Here is a 25,056-nt window from a genome sequence, read left to right as displayed (position 1 = left end):
GGCGACGAGTACGGTCGTGGTCAAGGGTTCCTCACATCCGGAAGACGCCGTAGCCCACGGGCTCCAGCGGGGCGTGGCGGGCGGCGGACAGGGCCATGGCGAGCACGTCGCGGGTGTCGGCGGGGTCGATGACGCCGTCGTCCCACAGCCGGGCGGTGGAGTAGTAGGGGCTGCCCTGCTCCTCGTACCGGTCCCGGATGGGGGCCTTGAACTCCTCCTCGGCCTCGGCGGACCACTCCTCGCCGCGCGCGCTCATCTGGTCGCGGCGCACGGTCGACAGCACGGACGCGGCCTGCTCGCCGCCCATGACGGAGATGCGGGCGTTGGGCCACATCCACAGGAACCGGGGCGAGTACGCCCGGCCGCACATGGAGTAGTTGCCCGCCCCGAACGAGCCGCCGATGACGACGGTGAACTTGGGGACGCGGGCGCAGGCCACCGCGGTGACCATCTTGGCGCCGTGCTTTGCGATGCCCCCGGCCTCGTAGTCGCGGCCCACCATGAACCCGGAGATGTTCTGCAGGAACACCAGCGGGATGCTCCGCCGGTCGCACAGCTCGATGAAGTGGGCGCCCTTGAGCGCCGACTCGGCGAACAGGATCCCGTTGTTGGCGATGATCCCCACCGGGTGCCCGTGGATGTGCGCGAAGCCGGTGACCAGGGTGGTCCCGTACTCGGCCTTGAACTCGGTGAACTCGCTGGCGTCGACGACGCGGCCGATGACCTCGCGCACGTCGTAGGGGGTGCGGGTGTCGGCGGGCACCACCCCGTACAGCTCCTGCGGGTCCAGCGCGGGCGGGCGCGGCTCGCGGGTCTCCCAGGCGGGCGCGCCCTGCGGGCCGAACGTGTCGGCGATGCGCCGCACGATGGACAGCGCGTGCGCGTCGTCGTCGGCCAGGTGGTCGGTCACGCCCGACACCCGGGAGTGCAGGTCGCCGCCGCCCAGCTCCTCGGCGGTGACGACCTCGCCGGTGGCGGCCTTCACCAGCGGCGGACCGCCCAGGAAGATGGTGCCCTGATCGCGGACGATGACGGCCTCGTCGCTCATCGCCGGGACGTAGGCGCCCCCCGCGGTGCAGGAGCCGAGCACCGCCGCGATCTGCGGGACGCCCAGCCGCGACATGGTGGCCTGGTTGTAGAAGATCCGCCCGAAGTGCTCGCGGTCGGGGAACACCTCGTCCTGCATGGGCAGGAACGCGCCGCCGGAGTCGGCCAGGTAGACGCACGGCAGCCGGTTCTGGAGGGCGACCTCCTGCGCGCGCAGGTGCTTCTTGACGGTCATCGGGTAGTAGCTGCCGCCCTTGACGGTGGCGTCGTTGGCGACCACCACCGTGGGGCGCCCGGCCACCCGGCCCACCCCGGCGATCATCCCGGCGCCGGGGGCGTCCTGCCCGTCGGCCCCGTACAGCCCGTAGGCGGCCAGGGGGGCGATCTCCAGGAACGGGGAGCCCGGGTCCAGGAGGTGGTCGACACGGTCGCGCGGCAGCAGTTTGCCGCGCTCGACGTGGCGGGCTCGGGACTTCTCGGGGCCGCCCAGGGCCGCGGTGGCGATCCGCTCGCGCAGCTCCGAGGCGAGGGCGCGGTTCGCCGCGTCGTTGGCGGCGAACGCGGGGCCGGCGGTGTCCACCGCCGAGCCGAGTACGGATGCCCTGCTCATGCTGTCCTCTCGTGGAGGGGTGTTAATGCTCACTAACATCAGTGATGTTAGTGACCATTAACATGGGTGTCCACAGTCCGGCGCCGCGAACCGCCGGGCGGGGTGAGGAACGGAGCGGGCATGGTGTCCAGACCGACGGGCGACCGCCGCGCGGCGCTGCTGGGCGCGGCGGCGGAACTGTTCGCCGAACGCGGCTACCGGAGCGTGCTCATCGACGACATCGGCCGGGCCGTCGGCACCACCGGTCCGGCCCTGTACCGCCACTTCTCCGGCAAGCAGGCGCTGCTGGGTGCGATCCTCATCGACGTCAGCGAACGCCTGGCGGGCCGCGGGCGGGAACTGGTCGCCGCCGCCCCCGACCCCGCGTCCGCGCTGACCGCCCTGCTGCGCGGGCACATCGCGTTCGCCCTGGACGAGCCGGCGCTGATCACCGTGCACGACCGTGAGCTGCACCACCTCACCGAGGGGGACCGGCGCCGCGTCCGCCGCCTCCAGCGGGGCTACGTCGAGGAGTGGGTCGGCGTGCTCTCCCAGATGCGCCCGCACACCCCGGCCCCCGTGCTGCGGGCCGCGGTCCACGCCGTCTTCGGCCTGCTCAACTCCACCCCCCACAGCCGCGGCGAGCTGCCCCGCGCGCGCATGGCCGACCTGCTGCTGGACATGGGCGCCGCCGCGCTGACGGCCCCCGAGTCCCCGGCGGGCGGCGCCGGGCCCGCCTCCGCCGACGGCGGCCGCTGACCGCGGCCCGCGCCCTTCCCGGACAGGCCGCCGCTCCGGTCCCCGGAGAGGACCGACGCAGGACGGCCCTCCCCTTCACCCGCACAGGGCGAAGTCCGACAAAAAGGTCACCAAGAGGTGGGAACGGACCGGCTCTGCGGTTTCGGGGGCGTCCGGGCGCGGCTCTACATTCGGCCGTATCGGGTAGGGCCGCCTGTGACGGCGACCGACACGGAGAAGGAGCAACACATGGCTCGGCCTCGGATCGTGGTGGTCGGCGCGGGGTTCGGCGGTATCCACACCCTGCGTCGTCTGGAACGCCGCATCCCGTCGGGGGCGGCGGACATCGCCTTGATCGCCCCCCACGACTACATGCTCTACAGCCCGCTGCTGCCGCAGGTGGCCTCCGGACTGCTGACACCGCAGTCCGTGGCGATGTCGGTGCACCGGCTGACGCGGGACACCCGGCTCATCCCCGGCAACGCCGTGGGGGTCGACACCGACGACCGCGTCGTCGTGGTGTGCCGGCCCACCGGCGAGCTGATCCCCGTACGCTACGACCGCCTGGTGCTGGCCCCCGGCGGCCTCACCCGGGCCTTCGACATCCCCGGCCTGACCGAGCACGCCTACGGGGCCAAGACCCTGGCCGAGGCGGTCCTGCTGCGCGACCACGTGCTCGCCCAGCTGGAGCTGGCCAACGACACCGCCGACCCGGTCGAGCGGGAGGAGCGCTGCCGGTTCATCGTGGTCGGCGGCGGCTACACGGGGGTGGAGACCGCCGCCTCGCTGATGCGCCTGTGCGAGGAGGCGGCCAAGCGCTACCCCGAGCTGCGCTCGGTGATCCGCTGGCACCTGGTGGACATCGCGCCCAAGGTGCTGCCCGAACTCGGCGACCGGCTCGGCCGCAAGGCCCTGGACCTGCTCCGCCGCATGGGCATCGAGGTCAAGCTCAAGGTGTCGGTGCGCGAGGTCACCGCCGACAAGGTGGTGCTCACCGACGGGCGGGCGCTGCCCTGCCGCACCCTGATCTGGACCGCGGGGGTGTCCCCCAGCCCGCTGGTGGAGACCCTGGGCAGGCCCACCCAGCGCGGCCGCCTGGAGGTGGACGCCGACCTGCGGGTGCCGGGCGTGCCGGAGGTGTTCGCCCTGGGCGACGCCGCGGCGGTGCCGAACCTGTCCGGTGACGCGCCCTACTGCCCGCCCACGGCCCAGTACGCGACCCGGCAGGCGGTGACCGCGGCGGACAACGTGGTGGCCTCGATCCTGGGGCGGCCGCTCCGGGAGTTCCGCCACCGGGACCTGGGCCTGGTGGTGGACCTGAGCGGCAGGGACGCGCTGGCCCGGGTGATGGACATGGAGCTGACGGGGCTCCCGGCGCTGGGCGCCACCCGCGGCTACCACCTGATGGCGGTGCCCTCGCCCAACGCGCGGGCGCGCATCCTGGCCAACTGGGGCATCCGGGCCCTCATCGGCGGGGACGTGTCCCGGATGGGCTTCGCCGACGACGGGCGGCCGTCGTCCTTCGTGGCCAACGAGGCCGTGGACTACCTCGACGCGGAATCGGCCGGACGCGAGGGCGCGAGGCTGCTGGAGAACCTCAGGGCCCGTTACGGCGAGGACTGACACGGCGAGGGGCGGCGGCCGTGGCGGCCGCCGCCCCCGGAACGACGCGTGGCGGGCGGGTCAGGAGCGGACCAGCCGGGCGATGGCCTCCGACGCCTCCTTGACCTTGGCGTCGGCCTCCTCGCCGCCGTTGGCGACGGCGTGGGCCACACAGTGCTTGAGGTGCTCGTCCAGCATGGCCAGCGCGAAGGAGCGCAGGGCGCTGTTCACGGCCGAGGTCTGGGTGAGGATGTCGATGCAGTACTGGTCGTCCTCGACCATGCGCTGCAGGCCGCGGATCTGCCCCTCGATGCGGCGGAGTCGATTGATGTGGCTCTGCTTGTCATTGCTGTAACCGTGGGTCGCAGCCATGGTCCCGCTTCCGTGTCGTTCCTGCTCGATTGCCATGAACAATACCCCCTCGAGGTATTGAACCACCCGGGTCGGCGGAGCATTCCGCCGTCGGGTGCCCTAGGAGGAGTTTCCCAGACGAACAGGGGCGTAGGGTGTGCCGCGTCCTGCCGGGTCTCCGGGCATCCGTTACCTAGAGTGTTCCCTACGGCCGGGATCAACTACGGGGAGTGTTGAATTGGTTGCGGTGAGAGATCGCTCATTGGTGCGGCGGCGTGCCGGGGCCGCCGCCGTCACGTCGGTCCTGCTGGCTTCGGGAGCCCTCGCCGCGGGCGCGGTCTTCGGGGCCCGCGACGTGGTGGCGGCGCCCGCGACCCCCTACGCGTCGAGTGTCTGGAGCCGACTGTCGCTGGACGGCTCCGTGTACGGGAGCCCGGTGAACGAGACCCTCCGGGCCATCGAGGTCTCGGGGAACGGCAACGACTCCTGGAACACGCTGCCGGAGTCGCCCTACCTGACCTCCGCGACGGCCACCGGCGAGGTGAACGTCGTGACCGACCCGGAGAGCGCCATGACCAACGCCAACGGCGCCTTCACCAACCTGACGGTCCCCGACTCAGGGATCCCCTGGGTCTCGCAGCTGCTCGACCAGGGGACCCCGAGCGGCGGCGGCAGCACCGTCCTCCAGGTCTCGACCTGGAACAACCGGGTGCAGTGCGCGCCGCCCGCCGACGTCATCGCGCAGACGGCGACCACGGCGCCCTACGTCCTCGGCCGCCTGGTCGACGCCCCGCCCGCGAACCAGGCGGGGACCGGGACCTCGGAGCTGACCTTCGCCGGGGACTACGGCGACGGGGCCACCGAGGTCCGGGTCACGTCGCGCATCGAGCACGTCGAGGAGATCGTCGACCCCTACTTCGGGCACATCTACACCGACTTCACCGCGACGGCCCAGCGCTACGACGCGGCGGGCGCCCCGGTGGGAGACCCGGTGACCCTGTACGACCTCGTCCTGGGCGACGTGACGGTCGACTGCAATCCGCCGGAGCCGTCTCCGAGCCCGAGTCCGTCCCCGAGCCCCAGCCCGTCTCCCTCGCCGACGGAGTCGCCCTCGCCGAGCCCGTCGCCCACGGAGTCGCCTTCTCCGAGCCCGAGCCCGAGTCCCAGCCCCTCACCGAGCCCGAGTCCCTCGCCCAGCCCGAGCCCGTCTCCGTCCCCGTCGCCCACGGGGTCGCCTTCTCCGAGTCCGAGCCCCAGTCCCTCGCCCAGTCCGAGTCCCTCGCCGAGCCCGAGTCCCTCGCCGACGGAGTCGCCCTCGCCGACTCCCAGCCCGTCTCCGTCGCCGACGGAGTCGCCCTCGCCGAGTCCGTCGCCGTCCCCCTCGCCCACGGGGTCGCCTTCGCCGAGTCCGTCACCGACCGGCCCGCCCTCGCCGAGCCCCTCGCCCACGGGGTCTCCGTCGCCGACGGAGTCGCCGACCGTGTCGCCGGAGCCGCCCCCGCCGCCCAAGCCGGGGTACAAGCCCTCGCTGCCCGTCACCGGGCCCGGCCTGGCCGCCCTGGTCTCCGGCGGTCTGATCACCATCGGCGCCGCCATCGCGGTGCTGGCCGCCGCCCGTAAACGTCGGGCCTGATCTGGGCAAGCCCGGGGCGGGGGGCTTGCCCCCGCCCCGGGGCCGCACCACCATGGCCCTATGGATCGAAGCGCCGACAACGACATCCTGTCCACCATCAAGGGCCTGATGGACGAGGAGCACGCCCTGCGCGCCACACCGGGCGGCCTGTCCGACGAGGAGCGCGGCCGCATGAAGGAGGTCGAGCAGGCCCTCGACCAGTGCTGGGACCTGCTCCGCCGGCGGCGGGCCCGCGAGGAGTTCGGGCAGGACCCCGACGAGGCCGAGGTCCGGCCGGTGTCCGAGGTCGAGAACTACCGCCAGTGAAGCGCCGCCGGCCGCAACCACAGGGCCCCGGCCGGCATCAACCACGGTGAACCGGCGCGGGCCGGGACCGGCCCGCGCGCCCGGACCGGCCCCGCGCCACGGATCCGGAAGGGCCCCTCTTGCTCACTGCACTCACCGGCATCGGTCTGTCCACCGCGGCCGGGCTCAACGCCTACATCCCCCTGCTGCTGGTGGGCCTCATCGCCCGCTTCACCGACCTGCTGGTCCTGGGCGACTCCTGGACCTGGCTGGAGCACCCGGTCACCCTCGTCCTGCTGACCGTGCTGCTGGTGGTCGAGTTCCTCGCCGACAAGTTCCCGGCGATCGACAGCATCAACGACGTGATCCAGACCGTCGTGCGCCCCACCTCCGGCGGCATCGTCTTCGGCGCCGGGGCCTCCGCGGTGGAGCTCTCCGAGATCACCGGCGCCGCCTCCGGCGCGACGGCGCAGGACGGGGTCTCCTGGGGACCCGTCATCGCGGGCGTGGTCATCGCCCTGGTGTTCCACCTGCTCAAGTTCCTGGGCCGGCTGGCCGCGAACTCGGTCACGGCGGGCTGCGCGGCCCCGTTCGTCTCCCTCATCGAGGACGTCGTCAGCTTCTTCACCTCGCTCGCGGCCATCCTGCTGCCGGTCCTCATCCTTCTGGTGGTCCCGGCGCTGGCCGCGGTGGGCGCGCTGCTGGTGCGGCGCAGCCGCCGCCTGCGGGCCGAACGCGCCGCGGGGGGCGGGGACGCCGGCCCCGGGGCGCCCGCCTGAGGCGACCGGCACACGGCGCCGGCCGATCAAGGCCGCGTAAAGTGCAGGTGATGACAGAGCTGACTTTCGATCCGAACGACATCACCCACATCGTCTGGGACTGGAACGGCACCCTCCTGGACGACAACCACGCGAACCTCTCCGCGGTCAACGCCGTGTGCGCCGCCTACGGCGTCGACCCCGTGGAGCTGGACCACTGGCGCAGCGTCTTCCGGCGCCCGCTCGTCCCCCTCTACGAGGAGCTGCTGGGCCGCGCCCTCGCCGTGGGCGAGTGGGAGCGCCTGGAGAAGCTCTACGACGAGGACTACCTGCGCCACCTGCCCGCGTGCCGGCTGGCGCAGGGCGTTCCGGACGTGCTGCTCGACTGGGCGGGCCTGGGGCGCACCCAGTCGCTGCTGTCGATGGCCTCGCACGACCACGTCGTCCCGCTCATCGCCGAACGCGGCCTGGCCGCGCACTTCACCCGGGTCGACGGCCGCAGGTACGACACCGAGGTCGACTCCAAGGCGGAGCACCTGGTGCACCACCTGTCGGGCCAGGACATCGACCCCTCCCGGGTCGTGCTCATCGGCGACATCGACGACGACGCCCGGGCCGCCCACGCGGCCGGCGCGCACGCGATCCTGGTGTCCACCGGCCTGATGGCGCCCGAGCGGCTGGCCGCCACGGGCGCCCCGGTGGCCGAGTCCCCGGTGGCGGCGGTCCGCGCGCTGCGCGGCCTCTGAGCCGGGCGGGCGGGACCCGCCCCGCGGTCGGCCGAAAGAACCCATGACCGGTTCTCCCGGCCGGCCGCACCGCGGGGGAGAGGGCTGTCAATGGTGGTCCCCCACCCTGTGCGGGCGCCCGGCAGTGGGCCCGCCACAGGGGCCGTGAACGTGGTGTGACCTGGGAACTTCCCGTCGTCGTCCGGTCCCTGTTCCGGGGAGCCCGGGGGGTGGCCCCCGTCATGGTGTGCTGTTAGATGGACCTCACAGCAACACACAGCCACGCGAATGGAAGGCGGGCCAATGACGGAGAGCAGCGTGCCCCGTGTGCTCTGGCGACCCGACGAGGAGACGGTGGCGTCCTCCAACATCGTCGCGTTCGCCCGGTGGGCCGAGGAGCACAGGGGCGTCGAGGCCTTCGGCGCCGACGGCGACTTCGACTACGACGCGCTGTGGCGCTGGTCGGTCACCGACACCGACGGTTTCTGGGACGCGATCCGCGTGTACTACGGCGTCCGCTTCGACACCCCCGCCGAGGGCGTCCTGGCCGAGGACGCCATGCCCGGCGCCCGCTGGTTCCCCGGGGCCACCCTCAACTACGCCCGGCACGTGTTCGAGGGCCGCGACCCCGACCGGGTCGCGATCCGCCACGCCACCGAGCTGCGCCCCCTGGCCGAGTGGACCTGGGGCGAGCTGCGCGCCCGCACCGCCGCGATCGCCGCCGGCCTGCGCGAGCTGGGCGTGGGCCCCGGCGACCGGGTCGCGGCCTACCTGCCCAACCTGCCCGAGACCGCCGCCGCGTTCTACGCGGTCGCCTCCCTGGGCGCGATCTGGTCCTCCTGCTCTCCCGACTTCGGCGTGCGCAGCGTCATCGACCGCTTCGCCCAGATCGAGCCCAAGGTCCTGCTGGCCGTCGACGGCTACCGCTACGGCGGCAGGGACTTCGACCGCGGACCCGTCGTCGAGGAGCTGCGCACGGCCCTGTCCACGGTCGAGCACACCGTCGTGCTCGACCACCTCCGCCCGGGCGCCGAGCCGGCCGAGGGCACCCTGGCCTGGTCGGCCCTGGAGGCCTCCGGGGCGGGCGCCGACCTGGAGTTCACCCCGGTCGCCTTCGACCACCCGCTGTGGGTGCTCTACTCCTCGGGTACCACCGGCCTGCCCAAGGCCATCGTGCAGGGCCACGGCGGCATCCTCCTGGAGCAGCTGAAGAACCTCCACCTGCACCTGGACGCGCAGGAGCACGACCGCGTCTTCTGGTTCACCACCACCGGCTGGATGATGTGGAACTTCCTGGTCAGCGTGCTGCTGACCCCGGCGTCCATCGTCCTGTACGACGGCAGCCCCGCGGCCCCCGACCTGGGGGCGCTCTGGGACCTGGCCGACGAGGCCGGGATCACCGTGTTCGGCACCAGCGCGGGGTTCCTCTCCTCCTGCATGAAGGACGGCGTCCACCCCCGCCGCGGCCGCGACCTGTCCCGCCTCAAGGCGATCGGCTCCACCGGCTCCCCGCTCAGCCCCGAGGCGTTCGCCTGGGTCTACGAGGAGTTCGGCGACGACCTGTGGCTGTTCTCCACCAGCGGCGGCACCGACGTGTGCAGCTGCCTGGTGGGCGGCACCCCCACCCTGCCGGTGTACGAGGGCGAGATCCAGTCCCGGGCCCTGGGCATGGCCGTCGCCGCCTGGGACCCCGACGGCAAGGAGCTGGTCGGCGAGGTCGGGGAGCTCGTCGTCACCCGCCCGGCCCCGTCCATGCCGGTCTTCTTCTGGGGGGACGAGGACGGGGAGCGCCTGCGCGACAGCTACTTCTCCATGTACCCGGGCGTCTGGCGGCACGGCGACTGGATCGAGATCACCGACCGCGGCACCGCGATCATCTACGGCCGCTCGGACTCCACCATCAACCGCGGCGGCGTCCGCATGGGCACCAGCGAGATCTACCGCGCCGTCCTGGCCCTGGAGGACGTCACCGACGCCCTGGTCGTGGACGTGCCCCGCAGTGACGGCTCCTCGCGCATCGAGCTGTTCGTCGTCCTGCGCGAGGGCGCCGCACTCGACGACGCCCTCGTCAAGGAGATCGCCCGGCGCATCCGCACCGACTGCTCGCCCCGCCACGTGCCCGACCGGGTGCGGGCCGTCCCCGCGGTGCCGCGCACGCTCTCCGGCAAGATCCTGGAGGTGCCGGTCAAGCGCATCCTCATGGGCCAGAGCCCGGACAAGGTCGCCAGCCGCGACTCCCTGGCCGACCCCGAGGCGCTGGACCTCTTCAGCACGCTGGCCGACTGAGCGGCCGGGCCCCGGGCGCCGTCCCGGGGCCCCGGCCGCCGGTCCCGCCCGGCGGCGGTGTGGCCGGACCCGGCCACACCGGGGCGAACGGTCTTGATTGTGGCCCTACCGCCGGAGGCATAGCCTGGCCCGCGTGGCACAGAAGCGACCAGACGACACCACCGCGCCGGCCTCCGGCCCGGCCCCCGCCCGGACCAGGATCGACGGCATCGACGCGGCCCGGGCCCTGGCGGTCTTCGGCATGTTCATCGTCCACCTGGGCGTGGACTCCATGGGCCTGCTCTCCCCGGAGGACTACGCCTGGGACCTGCACGGCATCGTGCGGGGCAACTCGTCGGCGCTCTTCGCCTTCCTGGCCGGGGTCTCGCTGGCGATGATGACCGGCCGCACCCGGCCGCTCGCGGGGGAGCCGCTGTTCCGGGCGGTGGTGCGGATCGTCACCCGCGCGGTGCTCATCGCCCTGCTCGGCCTGATCCTGGACCTGATGGCGGTGCCGGTCGCCATCATCCTCACCTACTACGGCGGGTTCTTCCTGCTCGCCCTGCCCCTGGTCAGGCTGCGCTCGTGGATGCTGTGGACGGTCGCGGGGGCGCTGGCCGTCGTTGGCCCGCCGCTGTCGTTCCTGCTGCGCGACACCCTGTTCCCGGTCCAGCCGCGCACCGGTGCGGTCACCTCGTTCACCGAGTTCTTCCTCACCGGCTACTACCCGGCGATCACCTTCATGGTCTTCATGACCGCGGGGATGGCGGTGGGCCGCCTGGACCTCACCGACCGCGCCGTGCGCCTGCGCCTGCTCGCCGGCGGCGCCGTCGCCGCGGCCTGCGGCTACCTGGGCTCGTGGCTGGCCCTGGGGCCGCTGGGCGGCATGGAGCGGCTGATGGAGCTGCGCGCCCCCGAGCTTGCCGGAGCCCCGCTGTCGGCGGTCACCGATCCCGTCGCGCTGGAGGAGCTGCGCTACGCGGTCGACCAGGAGGCCGAGTCGATCTCCGGACAGGTGCCCACCGACTCGTGGTGGTGGCTGGCGGTCAACACCCCGCACACCGGCACGACCTTCGAGATCCTGGAGGCGGTGGGGCAGGGCCTGGTGGTGCTCGTCCTGTGCATGTGGCTGTGCGAACGGGCCCGCCCGGTGATGTACCCGCTGGTCTCGGTGGGGCGCATGCCGCTGACCGTCTACACGGGCCACCTGGTGGTGATCGCGATGCTCGTCGCGGCCGCCGGGTACGAGTTCCACACCCCGTGGCTGACCGAGCGGTTCATCCTCGGGGCGCTGCTCTTCGCCACCTTGTGGCGTCTGGCGTTCGACCGGGGCCCCGCCGAGTTCCTCCTGGGCGAGGCCGCCGACGGGACCGTGCGCCTGGTCGACTCCCTGCGCGACCGGGCCTGACCCGGGATCACCGCTCGGGGCGGCGGATGGTGGACGAGGTCCGGTCCCGGTGGGCCAGCGTGTCGGAGGTGGTGCGCGCGTTCTGCCGGATGAGCCGGCGGGCGTCGTCGGCCGCCGACCGGGCCACCGCCGGGCTGGCCACCGGCCGCAGCGCGGGCTCGGCGTCCTCGGGCAGGCCGAGGTCCACCGGCAGCCCGGCCCTGCCGATCACCCGCAGCTGGGCGCCCTCCTGGGAGAGGGAGGGACGGATGTCCCCGTCCGGGGTGCGCCAGGCGCGCAGCCGGGCCGCCAGCCACTCGGTGCCCCGGCGCTCGGGGCCGGTCGGCCACGGCTCGCCGTCGGGCCGGTGGCCCAGCGCGTGCAGCACGTCCTCGGTGGTCCACCCGGCGGAGAACAGCCGGGCCGCCTCCGTGCGCAGCGACGCGAAGTCCACCCCGCGCAGCGTCGGGTCCTCGGCGTGGATCATCTCGCAGGCCCGGTGCACGTCGCGCGGCGTGTGCAGGGGCCGGGTGCGCAGGTCCGGCTCGGGGCGGCGCAGCAGGGCGTCGTCGACGGTGACGATGACCTCCCCGCGCCGGTTGTCCCAGATGCCCACGTCCTCCCGCGCCCACCCCTGGGACTCCGCCAGGGCCGTCGCCAACCTGCGCAGGTCGACCTGCGCGTCCTCGCTGCTGATCCGGAACTCCGCCATGGGGCAAGGGTACGCACGGGAGGCGCCCGGGCGCGCCGCGGCGGGGGCCGGGGGAGGGGCGCACAGGGACAGTCCGGTATAGACCGCGCTCGGCCCTCCTGTGACCGAGGACATGGCCGGGAGTCCCCTTTCCGGGGGTTCGCACCAAGGAATTGGAGGAAAAGACCATGGTTCGGTCAAGCTTCGGTTGGACTCTCCTCCAACCTTGGACGGTGCGTCGTCGAGGGGTACCGGCGGCCCGCGCCCCCGGGGTTATGGTGACCACCTGACGGCCCGGAGGGGATCGCCGATCCCTCCCGCGCCGCCCCCGCCGACCCGGCGGAGGAGCCCGTCCCATCGTTCGACCGAGCTGTAGGTGCCCGTGTCCCACACCGCATCCGCGCCCGAGGCGATGACCGACCGCGCGCTCCGGGCGTTCCTGCACGGACTCCCGGGCGTCGACGAGGTCGGCGCCCGCGCCCGTGCCCAGGACCTGTCCACCAGGTCCGTCAAGACCACCGCCAAGGCCCAGGCGATCGACCTGGCCATCTCCATGGTCGACCTGACCACCCTGGAGGGGGCCGACACGCCCGGCAAGGTGCGCTCGCTGTGCGCCAAGGCCGCGCTGCCCGACCCCGCCGACCGCTCCGTGCCGCACGTGGGCGCCGTCTGCGTCTACCCCGACATGGTGTCCGTCGCGGTCGCGGCGCTGCGCGGCACCGGCATCGGCGTCGCATCCGTCGCCACCGCCTTCCCGTCCGGGCGCGCGCCCCTGGAGGTCAAGCTCGCCGACACCGCCCGCGCGGTGGCCGACGGCGCGACCGAGATCGACATGGTCATCGACCGCGGCGCCTTCCTGTCCGGCGACTACCTGAAGGTGTACGAGGAGATCGGGGCCGTCAAGGAGACCTGCGGCGACGCCCACCTCAAGGTCATCCTGGAGACCGGGGAACTGGTCACCTACGACAACGTGCGCCGGGCCTCGCACCTGGCCATGCGCGCGGGCGCCGACTTCATCAAGACGTCCACCGGCAAGATCTCCCCGGCGGCCACCCTGCCCGTCGTCCTCGTCATGCTGGAGGCGGTGCGCGACCACCGCGCCGAGACCGGCCGCTACGTGGGCGTCAAACCGGCGGGCGGCATCCGCACCACCAAGGACGCCATCCGCAACCTGGTCCTGGTCAACGAGACCGCCGGACCCGCCTGGCTCACCCCGGACCTGTTCCGGATCGGTGCCTCCAGCCTGCTCAACGACCTGCTCATGCAGCGGACCAGGCTGACCACCGGCACCTACCCGGGCCCCGACTACTACACGCTGGACTAGCCGTGATCTTCGAGTACGCGCCCGCCCCGGAGTCCCGCTCCGTCGTCACCCTGCGCGAGTCCTACGGGCTGTTCATCGACGGGGAGTTCACCCCCGCGGCGAGCGGCGAGAACCTGACCAGCCTCAACCCCGCGGACGAGACCAAGCTCGCGCAGGTCGCCGTCGCCGGTCCCGAGGACGTGGAGCGGGCGGTCGCCGCCGCCCGCCGCGCCCAGGAGACCGTGTGGGGCCGCATGTCCGGCGCCGAGCGGGGCAAGTACCTGTTCCGCATCGCCCGCATCGTCCAGGAGCGCTCGCGCGAGCTGGCGGTGCTGGAGTCGCTGGACAACGGCAAGCCCATCAAGGAGACCCGCGACGTCGACCTGCCGCTGGTCGCCGCCCACTTCTTCTACTACGCGGGCTGGGCCGACAAGCTCGCCCACGCCGGGCTGGGGCCCGACCCCAGGCCCCTGGGCGTGGCCGCCCAGGTCATCCCGTGGAACTTCCCGCTGCTCATGCTGGCGTGGAAGATCGCCCCGGCGCTGGCCACCGGCAACACGGTCGTCCTCAAGCCCGCCGAGACCACCCCGCTGACCGCGATGGTCTTCGCCGAGATCTGCCAGGAGGCCGACCTGCCCCCGGGCGTGGTCAACATCCTCACCGGCGCGGGCGAGACCGGACGCACCCTGGTCGAGCACCCCGGCGTGGACAAGGTCGCGTTCACCGGGTCCACCGAGGTCGGGCGGCGGATCGCCCGCTCCGTGGCGGGCACCGACAAGCGCCTCACCCTGGAACTGGGCGGCAAGGGCGCCAACATCGTCTACGACGACGCCGCCATCGACCAGGCCGTCGAGGGCATCGTCTCGGGCATCTTCTTCAACCAGGGCCACGTGTGCTGCGCCGGGTCCCGGCTGCTGGTGCAGGAGTCCGTCGCCGACGAGGTGCTGGCCAGGCTCAAGGAGCGCGTCGCCAGGCTCCGGCTGGGCGACCCGCTGGACAAGAACACCGACATCGGCGCCGTCAACTCCGCGGCCCAGCTGGAGCGCATCCGCGAGCTGGCCGACAGCGGCGAGGCCGAGGGCGCCGAGCGCTGGTCGCCCGCCTGCGACATCCCCGAGAGCGGCTACTGGTTCGCGCCGACCATCTTCACCGGCGTGTCCCAGGCCCACCGGGTGGCCCGGGAGGAGATCTTCGGCCCGGTCCTGTCGGTGCTGACCTTCCGCACCCCCGACGAGGCCGTGGCCAAGGCCAACAACACGCCCTACGGGCTGTCGGCCGGGGTGTGGACCGAGAAGGGCTCGCGCATGCTGTGGACCGCGGAGCGGCTGCGCGCCGGCGTCGTGTGGTCCAACACGTTCAACAAGTTCGACCCGACCAGCCCCTTCGGCGGCTACAAGGAGTCGGGCTACGGCCGCGAGGGCGGACGGCACGGATTGGAGGCCTACGTTGGCTGAACGACGCGGCGGCAAGAAGGCCGGTGCGGCCAAGGCGGTCAAGGCGGCGGAGGCGCCCGCCGTCCCCGCCCGCCTGGCGGTCCGCAAGACCTACAAGCTCTACCTGGGCGGGGCCTTCCCGCGCTCGGAGTCGGGCAGGAGCTACCCCGTGACCTCGAACGACGGAACGCACCTGGCCAACGCCGCACTGGCCTCGCGCAAGGACGCCCGCGACGCGGTGGCCGCCGCGCGCAAGGCGTTCGCCGGGTGGTCCGGGCGCACCGCCTACAACCGGGGCCAGATCCTCTACCGGGTCGCCGAGGTCCTGGAGGGACGGCGCGACCAGTTCGCCGCCCAGGCCGTCGCCGCGCAGGGGCTGAGCAGGGCCCGCGCGCAGGAGGTCGTCTCCGCCGCCATCGACCGGTGGGTGTACTACGCCGGGTGGACCGACAAGGTCGCCCAGGTCGTGGGCGGGGCCAACCCCGTCTCGGGCCCGTACTACAACCACTCGGCCCCCGAACCGGTCGGCGTGGTCGTGGTGTTCGCCCCGCAGAACGCGCCGCTGCTCGGCCTCACCTCGGTGGTCGCCCCGGTCATCGCGACCGGCAACACCGCCGTGGTCGTGGCCTCGGAGGCCGCCCCGCTGGCCGCGGTGGACCTGGCCGAGGTGCTGGCCACCTCCGACCTGCCCGGCGGGGTGGTCGACCTGCTCACCGGGCGGGTGCCGGAACTGGGCCCGCACCTCGCCTCGCACGCCGACGTCGACGCTCTGGACCTGACGGGGGCGGGCCCGGACGCGGTCGCCTTCGAGGAGGCCGCCGCGCAGACCCTCACCCGGGTGGTGCGCCCCGGACCGGGCGCCGACGCGGGCGAGGAGGCCTGGCTCGACCCCGACCCCGGCACCTCGCGGATGACGCCCTTCCTGGAGACCAAGACCGTCTGGCACCCCGTCGGCGTGTGAGGCCGTGCTTCTTCGGGCCCCCGGAACCCCGTGGGCGCCCTCGCGGCCCCTCCCGCCGCCGTCCGCGGGCGGCCGGCCCCGGCTTGCGCCGGACCCGGATCGAACGCCAGTGTGAGGCGGGGCGGGTCGTGTCCGCCCCACACGGGAGAGGAGCCCACGGTGGGCGATGCGGTCGAGGATGTGATGGAGACGGTGCGGACCCCGGGCGGTGCGGCGCCGCGCCTGGTGCGGCTGGACCTGGACACGCGGGAGGCCGCCCTGCTGCGCGCGGCCGTGCTGCGCCACCGGCTGGCCCCGGGCCAGACCCGGTTCGTGGGCCTGCCGGTGGCCACCCTGCCCGCCGCGGACGCCGACCCCGACCGGGTGCCGTTCGCCATCGCGGTCGGCCCGGTCGCCGACGCGGCCGGGGCTGCGGAGGCCGCGGTCGGGTTCGGCGTGCTGGACGGCGGGGCCGGCCTGCGCGAGCTGGTCGACGAGCCACAGCGCGCCGTACTCCTGCGCGCCTACTACGTCACGCCACAATGGCAGGGCCGGGGCATCGGCCGGGCCGCCTGTTCCGCGCCCCTGCTGGACCGCCTGGCCGCCGAGGCCGCGCCGTACGCGGCCGAGGCGGTGCTGTGCGTCAACACCGCCAACCCCGGCGCCCGGCGGGTCTACGAGGCCGCCGGCTACACCGACACCGGGCGCGTCATCTCCAGTGACACGGGCCCGCAACACGTGATGTCGCGCCCCCTGGACACCGGGGCGCACCCCGCGCCGCGCCAGCGGCCCGAACGAACGGAGAACCCGCTGTGACCACCGGACCCGAGGCCCTCGCCGAGCAGGCCGCCGCCGCGCTGCGCTCGCGCACCGGCGTGGACTCCTACGACATCGCCCTGGTCATGGGCTCGGGCTGGGCGCCCGCGGCCGACCTCCTGGGCGAGGGCAGGGACGAGCTGCCCACCGCCGAGCTGCCCGGCTTCCTGCCGCCCGGCGTGGAGGGGCACAGCGGCACCGTGCGCGGCATCGTCGACGGCGACCGCAACGTCCTGGCCTTCCTGGGCCGCACCCACCTGTACGAGGGGCACGGCACCGACGCCGTCGTGCACAACGTGCGCACCGCCGTCGCCGCCGGGGCCAAGACCATCGTCCTCACCAACGCCGCGGGCGGCATCAACTCCACCTACTCGGTGGGCTCGCCGGTGCTCATCGCCGACCACCTCAACATGACCGCCCGCTCGCCGCTCACCGGGGCCACCTTCGTCGACCTCACCGACACCTACTCGGCCGAGCTGCGCACCCTGGCCCGCGAGGTGGACCCGCGCCTGCCCGAGGGCGTCTACGCGGCCATGCCCGGCCCGCACTTCGAGACCCCCGCCGAGATCCGCATGCTCCGCGCCATGGGCGCCGACCTGGTCGGCATGTCCACCGTGCTGGAGGCCATCGCCGCCCGCGAGGCCGGTGCGCGGGTGCTGGGCATGTCCCTGGTGACCAACATCGCCGCCGGGCTGGAGGGCGCCAACCTCGACCACGAGGAGGTGCTGGCCGCCGGTCGCGACGCCGCCGACACCGTGGGCCGCCTGCTCGCCGACATCGTCGCCCGTATCTGACCCGAGCCGGCCCCGAGGAGACCCGACATGACCACCGACACCGTCGCCCGCGCCCGCGCCTGGCTGGAGGCCGACCCCGACCCCGCCACCCGGGAGGAGCTGTCCGCCCTGCTGGAGCGGGTGGCCGCCGGAGACGCCGAGGCCGCCGCCGACCTGGGCGACCGCTTCGCCGGGCGGCTGGAGTTCGGCACCGCCGGCCTGCGCGGCGCGCTGGGCGCCGGACCCAACCGGATGAACCGGGCCGTGGTCATGCGCGCCGCGGCCGGCATCGCCGCCTGGCTGCACGGCCGCGGCGGGGCCGGGCACGTGGTCGTCGGCTACGACGCCCGGCACCGGTCGGCGGACTTCGCCCGCGACAGCGCCGCCGTCCTCACCGGGGCCGGGCACCGGGTCTCCCTGCTGCCGGGCCCGCTGCCCACGCCGGTGCTGGCCTTCGCCGTCCGGGACCTGGGCGCCGACGCCGGGATCATGGTCACCGCCAGCCACAACCCGCCCCAGGACAACGGCTACAAGGTGTACGTGGGCGGGGACCGCGACGACGCCGGGGCCCAGATCGTCGCCCCGACCGACATCGAGATCTCCGCGGCCATCGACGAGGTCGGCCCGCTCTCCGCACTGCCCCTGGGCACCGAGTGGACGGTGCTGGGCCGGGAGGCCGTCGACCGCTACCTGCGGGCGGTCACCGCGCTGGTCCCGCCCGGCCCCAGGGAGCTGTCGGTGGTCTACACCGCGATGCACGGGGTCGGCGGCGCGGTCCTGGTGGAGGCGATGGAGCGGGCCGGGTTCCCCGCGCCCGAGAGGGTGGCCGCCCAGTTCGACCCCGACCCGGACTTCCCGACGGTGGCCTTCCCCAACCCGGAGGAGCCCGGGGCGCTGGACCTCGCGCTGGCCGCGGCCGCGGAGGTCGGCGCCGACCTGGTGGTCGCCAACGACCCCGACGCCGACCGGCTGGCGCTGGCGCTGCCCGGGCGCGGCCCGCTCACGGGCGACGAGGTGGGCGGACTGCTCGCCGAGTACGTGCTCGACCACACCACCGGGGACGACCGGGTGGTGGCCGCCTCCATCGTCTCCTCCAGCCTGCTCGGCAAGATCGCGCGCGAGCGCGGGGTGCACTACGAGGAGACCCTCACCGGGTTCAAGTGGCTGGCCCGGGCCGGCGCGCCCGGCTCCCGGCGCGTCTTCGCCTACGAGGAGGCCCTGGGCTACTGCCTGGGGGGAGACGGCGGCCGCCCCGTCGCGGACAAGGACGGCATCGGCGCTGCGCTGGCGGCGGCGGCGCTGGCCGCGGCGGCCAAGGCGGACGGGCGGACGCTGGCGGACCTGCTCGACGACCAGGCCCGCAGGTACGGGCTGCACCTGAGCGACCAGCTCTCGGTGCGGGTGACGGACCTGTCGCTCATCGACACGGCGATGCGGCGGCTGCGCGCCGAACCGCCCGCCGCGTTCGGTCCCCTGAAGGTCGCGGGGATCGACGACTTCGCCGCCGGGCACGCGGGCCTGCCGCCGACCGACGCCCTGCGCTTCCGTCTGGAGGGCGGGGCCCGGGGGCGTGTGACGCTACGGCCTTCGGGCACCGAGCCCAAGCTGAAGGCGTACGCCGAGATCGTGATGGACGTGGAGGGCGAGGTCGCGGCCACCCGCGCGCAGGGTTCGGCGCTGCTCGCCGAACTGATGGCCTCGGTCGCCCTGGTGGTACGGGGGTAGTGGGGGGTTCGGGGGGATAGGGGTCCGTTTCACTCGGTGTCGCCGGGCTCCACGACGGGACGGTGCACGACCTCGTCGATGACGGTGAGCGTCTGGGTGGACGTCACGCCGGGGAGCGATTGCAGGCGGGTCAGGATCAAGTCCCGCAGCTGGTTGGTGTTGGCGACGCGGACCAGCAGGACGATGTCCGCCGAGCCGACCACGTACCAGCAGTATTCGATCTCGGGGTAGGAGGAGAGGATCTCCCGGTTGGCCCGCCAGTCCGGCTGGCTGCCGGAGATGAGCACGAGCGCGGTGACGCCCAGGCCCATCTTGGAGTGGTCGGTCACCACGGAGTAGCCGCGGATGACGCCCTCGTCGGTCAGGCGCTTGATCCGGTTGTAGGCCGTGGCGCGGGAGACGTTGGCCAGCGCGGCGATCTCCGTGATCCCGGTCCGCGCGTCCTTGGCGAGCGCGCTGAGGATCGTCTGGTCGGTCGCATCCGGCCGCCGGCCGTTCCGGCGTTGCTCGCCCATGGCCATGTGGGTGCTCCTCGTGTCTTCTCGTTCCAGTGCAAGCCCCTTTCCATCGTCGTCGACCGGGGCTAACGAACTACCAGGTAAACATCGTTTGCTTCCATCGGGGTCTCAGTCGCCGAGACGATGTCCGTCTGCGTATGCGCCCGATCACCAGGGGGTGCGTACGGGTGGTCTCACCATGCGGAATCTTCTTCTCGCGTTCCCCGGCGCGCGCCGGCGCCGGGGTCAACCGACTGTACCCAGGGTTGACGCGGCGATCGGTGCGGGGGTTTCCCGGTGGCCGGGGGCGCTCGCGCGCGGGTTCCGCGGCGGTGACCGGTGTTCTCGCGGGATGGCCGCTTTCGGTCGTCTCTGTCGTGCCGCGCCGCCTTTTCCTGGTCGGACTGCTGGGGTGCATCCGAACGTATGCGCTCCACTGTCGAACGGGGCACCCATCGTGGCCAACTGCGATCGTTCTGTGATGATGGGCGCCGATTAGTGGTGTATAGGCGCACCTGTCGTTTTCGCCGGTGGCGTGGGTCACTCGTTGGACGATGGCGAACCAGACGTGGTTTTTCGTTCCCATCTGTATCAAGTTTTCCAGATTATCTAGCGCAAGTGTCGAGTGATCCGGACAATCGCCTCATCAGTCAACAGACCACCCAGGAGTCCGGCGCTTGCGACGGACCATGTTGGGAGCCGCTGCACATGTCGACCCACGAGCCGCCGGGCCGGGACTCCGTCTCCGTGGACCACCTGGACCCCGACCTCACCCGCGCGCTGTACACGCACATACGGACCGCACGCGACCTGGACGCCGAGGCCGTCGCCCTCCAGCGCCAGGGCGTCTTCCCGGCCTACGTGTCCGTCCGCGGACAGGAGGCGGCCCAGGTCGCCAGTGCGGCGGCGCTGGACCCCGAGCGCGACTTCGTCTTCCCCACCTACCGCGAGATGGCCTCGGCGCTCGCCTACGGGGTCGAGATGGTCGGCTACATGGCCACCCACCGGGCGCTGTGGCACGGCGGGCTCTACGACGTCATGGAGTCCCGCTTCGGCGCCATCAACGCCGTCGTCGGCGGCCCCGTCCCGCACGCCGTCGGCTGGGCGGTCGGCGAGCGCATGCGCGGCGGCGAGGGCGTCGCCCTGGCCTACTTCGGCGACGGCGCCAGCTCCGAGGGAGACGTCCACGAGGCCATGAACTTCGCCGGGGTCTACGGCGCGCCCGTCGTCTTCTTCTGCCAGAACAACCGCTGGGCCCTGTCGGTGCCCAACGAGCGCCAGGTCGCCGGCGGCTCCGTGGCCGCCCGGGCCCGGGGCTACGGCATGGCCGGGGTGACGGTGGACGGCAACGACGCCGCCGCCGTGTACGACGCCGTCACCGAGGCCGCCGCCCGCGCCCGCCGCGGCGAGGGCCCCACCCTCATCGAGGCCCTCACCTACCGGGTGGAGCCCCACTCCACCTCCGACGACACCGGCCGCTACCGCGACGAGACCGAGGCCGACCGCTGGCGGGCGCACCGCGACCCGGTCGCGCTGCTGCGCGCCGCCCTCCTCGAGGCCGGCCACGCCACCGCCGAGGAGCTCGACGCGATCGACGCCCGGGCGAGGAAGCGCGCCGAGGAGATCCGCGACGGCGTCTCCGCCGCACCCGAGCCCGACGGCTCCGAACTGTTCACGCACGTCTTCCGGGAGACCACCCAGGAGCTGACCCGGCAGCGCCGCATCTGGGAGGAAGAGGTCCAGCCGTGACGGAACTCATCGACCGCACCGACGCCGCCGCCGAGACCCCCGTGCTCGAAGAGCTGTCCATGCAGCAGGCCATCAACCGGGCCCTGCGCGTCCTCCTGGCCGAGGACCCGGACGTCCTGGTGTTCGGCGAGGACGTGGGCGCCCTGGGGGGCGTCTTCCGGGTCACCGACGGACTCCAGAAGGAGTTCGGCGACCAGCGCGTCTTCGACACCCCCCTGGCCGAATCGGCGATCATGGGGATGGCGGTGGGCCTGGCCATGAACGGCTGGCGCCCCGTGCCCGAGCTCCAGTTCGACGGGTTCGCGTATCCGGCCATCGACCAGATCGTCAACCAGGTGGCGCGCATGAACTACCGCACCCGCGGCGCCGCACCCATGCCGATCACCCTGCGCCTGCCGTCCTTCGGCGGCATCCAGGCCCCCGAGCACCACGGGGAGAGCCTGGAGGCGCTCTTCGCCCACACCCCCGGGCTGAAGGTCGTGGCCCCCTCCGACCCCGCCGACGCGTACAGCCTGCTGCTGCAGTCCGTGCGCTCCGACGACCCGGTCGTCTACATGGAGCCCAAGGCCCGCTACTGGGACCGCCGCCCGGTCCGGCTCACCGAGCCGACCGACCCCATCGGCACCAGCCGAGTCCTCCGGCCCGGCCGCCACGCCACCCTCATCGCCTGGGGCGCCATGGTCCACCGGTGCGTCCAGGTGGCCGAGCTCGCCGCGGAGGACGGCGTCGAGCTGGAGGTCCTGGACCTGCGCTGGCTCAAGCCCATCGACGCCGCCGGGCTGGCCGCCTCGGTCGCGCGCACCAAGCGCGCCGTGGTCGTCCACGAGGCCCCGCTCACCGCCGGGCTCGGCGCGGAGGTGGCGGCCCTGGTCACGGAGCAGTGCTTCCGAGACCTGGCCGCCCCCGTGCAGCGCGTCACCGGTTTCGACGTCCCCTATCCCGCGGGTCCCCTGGAGCCGCAGTACCTGCCGACGATCGACCGCATCCTGTTCGCGGTGCAGAGAACCCTGGAGTACTAGAACGACCATGGCTGAAGAGAACGTCACCTTCACCCTCCCCGACCTCGGGGAGGGCCTCGTCGAGGCCACCGTCCTGGAGTGGCAGGTGTCCGTCGGCGACGTCGTCGAGCGCAACGCCCCGCTCGTGGAGGTGGAGACCACCAAGTCGGCCGTGGTCATCCCCTCGCCCAAGGCCGGGCGGATCGTCGAGCTGCACGCGCGGGAGGACCAGGTCGTCCCCGTGGGGGACCCGCTGGTCACCTTCGCCGTCGAGGCGCAGGAGCAGCAGGCGGGCATCGTCGGCAGGGTCCCCGCCGAGGAGGCCCGCCCCGCCCGCCGCGTCCGGCTCAGGCCGCCGTCGGACTGACCCGGTCCGCACACGGGGTCCGTTCGGAGGAAGCCACGAGCGGAGGCGGATTTTCCGCCTTCCGTTTATCGGAACCTCTGAAAGGACCCCGTTCCTTCTCCTGTTAATACATACGGCCGCACAAGGATTGAGGGATTCATGTCTGCGAATCTCATCGGCGACGTGACAATGCGCTATGTGGATTTGCGTCCGCAGTCCCCGGCGGACGCCGTCCCCGTGCTTCTGCTCCACGGTTTCGGGACGAACTTCGACATGAATTGGCAGGCCGCCGGGTGGCCCCGGCTGCTGGACTCCGCGGGGTTGCGCGTGCTCGGCCCGGACCTGCGAGGGCACGGCGCCAGCGGGAAACCCGGCGACGACGCCTCCTATCTCCCCGAATGCTTCGTCTCCGACCTGGTCGCCCTGCTCGACGAACTCGGAGTGGAGCGGGTCGACGCCGTCGGATACTCCATGGGCGCGCGGCTGGCCTGGGAATTGGCGCTCACCCGGCCCGAGCGGGTGCGCCGCCTGGTCCTGGGGGGATTCGGCCCGGTGAACGCGTTCGACGGCACCGACCTGTCCGCACCCGGCGAGGGGGCGACGCCCTTCGACCACGTGTTCCGCACGGTCGCCGCGCTGCCCGGCAACGACCCGGCCGCGCTGGCCGCCTGCGCCCGCGGCCAAGCGGCCCGGCCGTTCTCCGCAGAGCCCCCCGTCACGGTGCCGACACTGCTGGTCACGGGCGCCAAGGACGCGATCGCGGCGGGCGCCGCCGAGCTGGCGGCGGCGGTCGACGGGGCCCACGTGGAGATCCCCGGGCGGGACCACCTCAACGCGGTCTCCTCGCGGCTCTTCAAGCAGGCCGTGCTCGACTTCCTCGCCTCCTGAGAGGCGGGGTCGCGCCCCGGTCCGGTCCGCCGCTCCCAACGCCGGGCCCCGGGGCGCCGGTCCGGGCTCCGGCGGGACCGCCCGCCGGAGTCCAGACCGGTCTAGACCGGCACCGCCCCACGTGCCGTTGTGACCCGTTGTGGCGGCCGGAGGGCCTTGTGTAGTAGTGGCTCGTCGGGGCCCCGCAGGGGGCGGGAATATACCTCCCCGGCAAACGTGGTCGCCCCCGTCCGGGTGTGTGCTTGGTAACTTCCGAGTAAGGCCCCGTGTCATTCAGCTCTCGCCTTCATAACAAGTCTGTGTGCCGGTTGGGTGTACTTTCCACTACCGGATATCGTCCGACCGCAGAACTCAGCCCGGCCCCCGGTTGAAAGCGGGCCGCTGAGAGGGCGAAGGGGAGTTAACAAGTGAAGCGCAGCAACACGCTCAGGTTCGCCGCCATCGCGGCGGCCGGTGTGCTTGCCCTCACCGCGTGTGACAACGCGGCCCAGGAGGGATCGGGCGAAGGGGGCGGCGACGGCGGCGAGGAGGCCTCCGAGCTCCGCGTCGGACTCGCCTACGACGTCGGCGGTCGTGGCGACCGCTCGTTCAACGACTCGGCCTACCGCGGCCTGGAGCAGGCGATGAACGAGCTGGGCATCGACGCCCAGGAGTTCGAGCCCACCGACGGCGAGGCCGACTCCGCCAAGGTGGAGCGCCTGTCCACCATGGCCGAGGAGGGCTACGACGTCATCATCGCGGTCGGGTTCGCCTACGACGGCGCCGTCCGCGAGGTCGCGCCGGAGTACCCGGAGGTCGACTTCGCGATCGTCGACTCCGAGATCGCCGACGTCGACAACGTCACCAGCCTGGTCTTCGCCGAGGAGCAGGCCTCCTTCCTGGCCGGTGCCGCCGCGGCGCTGTCCACCGAGGAGGACCACGTCGGCTTCGTCGGCGGCGTCGAGACCCCGCTGATCCACAAGTTCGAGGCGGGCTACGCGGCCGGTGTCGCGCACGTCAACGAGGACATCACGGTCGAGGTCGACTACCTCAGCCAGCCGCCGGACTTCAGCGGCTTCAGCGACCCGGCCCGCGGCCGCGAGCTGGCCCAGGCCCAGTACGACCGCGGCGCCGACGTGATCTACCACGCCGCCGGCGCCTCGGGCAACGGCGTCCTGGAGGCCGCCGTCGCCAACGACTTCCTGTTCATCGGCGTCGACAGCGACCAGTACGAGAACGCCGAGGACGACCAGAAGCCGTTCGTGCTGACCTCCGCGATCAAGCAGGTCGATGTGGCCGTGTTCGAGCTGATCCAGTCCGCCGCCGAGGGCGACGTCGCCGCAGGCATCGAGCGCTTCGACCTCGCGGGCGGCGGTGTCGACTACACCACCTCCAACGAGGAGCTCATCAGCCCGATCCAGGCCGAGCTCGACGAGATCAAGCAGCAGATCATCGACGGCGAGATCGAGGTTCCGACCGAGCCGTAAACGCGCGATCGCGCACCTGAACCGCGGGTAGGACCCGTGGTGACTCACGGC

The 25,056-nt window shown here is 73.0% G+C and carries 23 protein-coding genes; 19 read left to right on the top strand and 4 right to left on the bottom strand.

Annotation, left to right across the window (positions count from 1 at the left end; genetic code table 11):
* Positions 1-31 precede the first annotated feature (31 nt).
* Positions 32-1,657, bottom strand: coding sequence for a carboxyl transferase domain-containing protein (locus ABZ249_RS22045; RefSeq protein WP_355265927.1), 1,626 nt, complete (start codon positions 1,655-1,657; stop codon positions 32-34).
* A 120-nt stretch (positions 1,658-1,777) separates the two neighbouring features.
* Here ABZ249_RS22045 and ABZ249_RS22040 point away from each other — a divergent pair, with 120 nt between their 5' ends.
* Both ABZ249_RS22040 and ABZ249_RS22035 read left to right on the top strand, forming a co-directional pair.
* Complete coding sequence (locus ABZ249_RS22040) at positions 1,778-2,395, top strand: TetR/AcrR family transcriptional regulator (protein WP_355265924.1); 618 nt, start codon at positions 1,778-1,780, stop codon at positions 2,393-2,395.
* 228 nt (positions 2,396-2,623) lie between these two features.
* On the top strand, positions 2,624-3,997 hold the full coding sequence (locus ABZ249_RS22035; RefSeq protein WP_220559779.1) for an NAD(P)/FAD-dependent oxidoreductase: 1,374 nt from the start codon (positions 2,624-2,626) through the stop codon (positions 3,995-3,997).
* A 60-nt stretch (positions 3,998-4,057) separates the two neighbouring features.
* Here ABZ249_RS22035 and ABZ249_RS22030 read toward each other — a convergent pair whose 3' ends face one another.
* Complete coding sequence (locus tag ABZ249_RS22030) at positions 4,058-4,348, bottom strand: metal-sensitive transcriptional regulator (RefSeq protein ID WP_073380305.1); 291 nt, start codon at positions 4,346-4,348, stop codon at positions 4,058-4,060.
* Between the two features lie 226 nt (positions 4,349-4,574).
* On the opposite strand from ABZ249_RS22030, the gene ABZ249_RS22025 reads away from it, so the two are divergent.
* The 6 genes from ABZ249_RS22025 (at position 4,575) to ABZ249_RS22000 (ending at position 11,401) form a co-directional block, all read left to right on the top strand.
* Positions 4,575-5,960, top strand: a complete 1,386-nt coding sequence (locus ABZ249_RS22025; protein ID WP_355265919.1) for a hypothetical protein — start codon at positions 4,575-4,577, stop codon at positions 5,958-5,960.
* A gap of 60 nt (positions 5,961-6,020) precedes the next feature.
* Positions 6,021-6,266 carry a DUF2630 family protein gene (locus ABZ249_RS22020; protein ID WP_220559781.1) on the top strand — a complete coding sequence of 82 codons (246 nt, stop codon included), beginning with the start codon at positions 6,021-6,023 and terminating at the stop codon, positions 6,264-6,266.
* A gap of 119 nt (positions 6,267-6,385) precedes the next feature.
* Positions 6,386-7,024: a DUF4126 domain-containing protein gene (locus ABZ249_RS22015; RefSeq protein ID WP_355265917.1), complete on the top strand. Its 639-nt coding sequence runs from the start codon at positions 6,386-6,388 to the stop codon at positions 7,022-7,024.
* Positions 7,025-7,074: 50 nt separating this feature from the next.
* A complete protein-coding gene (locus ABZ249_RS22010; RefSeq protein WP_355265914.1) occupies positions 7,075-7,749 on the top strand; it encodes an HAD hydrolase-like protein in 675 nt (224 codons plus the stop codon).
* Positions 7,750-8,031: 282 nt separating this feature from the next.
* A complete protein-coding gene (locus ABZ249_RS22005; RefSeq protein ID WP_355265911.1) occupies positions 8,032-10,014 on the top strand; it encodes an acetoacetate--CoA ligase in 1,983 nt (660 codons plus the stop codon).
* Positions 10,015-10,147: 133 nt separating this feature from the next.
* Positions 10,148-11,401 carry a heparan-alpha-glucosaminide N-acetyltransferase domain-containing protein gene (locus tag ABZ249_RS22000; RefSeq protein ID WP_355265908.1) on the top strand — a complete coding sequence of 418 codons (1,254 nt, stop codon included), beginning with the start codon at positions 10,148-10,150 and terminating at the stop codon, positions 11,399-11,401.
* Between the two features lie 7 nt (positions 11,402-11,408).
* Here ABZ249_RS22000 and ABZ249_RS21995 read toward each other — a convergent pair whose 3' ends face one another.
* Entirely contained in the window at positions 11,409-12,092 is a 684-nt protein-coding gene (locus ABZ249_RS21995) for a hypothetical protein (protein WP_220559786.1), read from the bottom strand.
* 355 nt (positions 12,093-12,447) lie between these two features.
* On the opposite strand from ABZ249_RS21995, the gene deoC reads away from it, so the two are divergent.
* The 6 genes from deoC (at position 12,448) to ABZ249_RS21965 (ending at position 19,061) form a co-directional block, all read left to right on the top strand.
* Positions 12,448-13,395, top strand: a complete 948-nt coding sequence (deoC, locus tag ABZ249_RS21990; RefSeq protein WP_220559787.1) for a deoxyribose-phosphate aldolase — start codon at positions 12,448-12,450, stop codon at positions 13,393-13,395.
* A 2-nt stretch (positions 13,396-13,397) separates the two neighbouring features.
* Positions 13,398-14,828 carry an aldehyde dehydrogenase family protein gene (locus tag ABZ249_RS21985; RefSeq protein ID WP_220559789.1) on the top strand — a complete coding sequence of 477 codons (1,431 nt, stop codon included), beginning with the start codon at positions 13,398-13,400 and terminating at the stop codon, positions 14,826-14,828.
* Complete coding sequence (locus tag ABZ249_RS21980) at positions 14,821-15,768, top strand: aldehyde dehydrogenase family protein (protein WP_355265903.1); 948 nt, start codon at positions 14,821-14,823, stop codon at positions 15,766-15,768. The genes ABZ249_RS21985 and ABZ249_RS21980 overlap by 8 nt, the downstream gene beginning before the upstream one ends.
* Before the next feature lie 183 nt (positions 15,769-15,951).
* On the top strand, positions 15,952-16,563 hold the full coding sequence (locus ABZ249_RS21975) for a GNAT family N-acetyltransferase (RefSeq protein ID WP_355266024.1): 612 nt from the start codon (positions 15,952-15,954) through the stop codon (positions 16,561-16,563).
* A complete protein-coding gene (locus ABZ249_RS21970; RefSeq protein ID WP_220559791.1) occupies positions 16,560-17,357 on the top strand; it encodes a purine-nucleoside phosphorylase in 798 nt (265 codons plus the stop codon). The genes ABZ249_RS21975 and ABZ249_RS21970 overlap by 4 nt, the downstream gene beginning before the upstream one ends.
* A 27-nt stretch (positions 17,358-17,384) precedes the next feature.
* A complete protein-coding gene (locus ABZ249_RS21965; RefSeq protein WP_355265900.1) occupies positions 17,385-19,061 on the top strand; it encodes a phospho-sugar mutase in 1,677 nt (558 codons plus the stop codon).
* Positions 19,062-19,090: 29 nt separating this feature from the next.
* Here the strand turns inward: ABZ249_RS21965 and ABZ249_RS21960 are convergent, their stop codons facing one another.
* Entirely contained in the window at positions 19,091-19,582 is a 492-nt protein-coding gene (locus tag ABZ249_RS21960; RefSeq protein WP_220559793.1) for an Lrp/AsnC family transcriptional regulator, read from the bottom strand.
* 684 nt (positions 19,583-20,266) lie between these two features.
* Here ABZ249_RS21960 and ABZ249_RS21955 point away from each other — a divergent pair.
* From ABZ249_RS21955 to ABZ249_RS21935, 5 genes are all read left to right on the top strand, one after another.
* Positions 20,267-21,307 (top strand): thiamine pyrophosphate-dependent enzyme, encoded by a 1,041-nt coding sequence (locus ABZ249_RS21955; RefSeq protein WP_355265896.1) that lies wholly within the window; start codon positions 20,267-20,269, stop codon positions 21,305-21,307.
* Positions 21,304-22,326, top strand: coding sequence for an alpha-ketoacid dehydrogenase subunit beta (locus tag ABZ249_RS21950; protein WP_355265893.1), 1,023 nt, complete (start codon positions 21,304-21,306; stop codon positions 22,324-22,326). Before ABZ249_RS21955 ends, ABZ249_RS21950 begins: the two co-directional genes overlap by 4 nt.
* Positions 22,327-22,333: 7 nt before the next feature.
* On the top strand, positions 22,334-22,672 hold the full coding sequence (locus ABZ249_RS21945) for a biotin/lipoyl-containing protein (protein WP_355265890.1): 339 nt from the start codon (positions 22,334-22,336) through the stop codon (positions 22,670-22,672).
* 168 nt (positions 22,673-22,840) lie between these two features.
* Positions 22,841-23,539 carry an alpha/beta hydrolase gene (locus ABZ249_RS21940; RefSeq protein ID WP_355266021.1) on the top strand — a complete coding sequence of 233 codons (699 nt, stop codon included), beginning with the start codon at positions 22,841-22,843 and terminating at the stop codon, positions 23,537-23,539.
* A gap of 407 nt (positions 23,540-23,946) precedes the next feature.
* Positions 23,947-25,005 (top strand): BMP family ABC transporter substrate-binding protein, encoded by a 1,059-nt coding sequence (locus ABZ249_RS21935; protein WP_355265887.1) that lies wholly within the window; start codon positions 23,947-23,949, stop codon positions 25,003-25,005.
* The last annotated feature ends 51 nt before the right edge of the window (positions 25,006-25,056 follow it).

Source organism: Nocardiopsis sp. NPDC006139, from assembly GCF_040614155.1.
Classification (GTDB): domain Bacteria; phylum Actinomycetota; class Actinomycetes; order Streptosporangiales; family Streptosporangiaceae; genus Nocardiopsis; species Nocardiopsis changdeensis.
The sequence above is the reverse complement of the archived record's forward strand: the minus strand, read 5'-3'. Positions and strand labels throughout refer to the sequence as shown.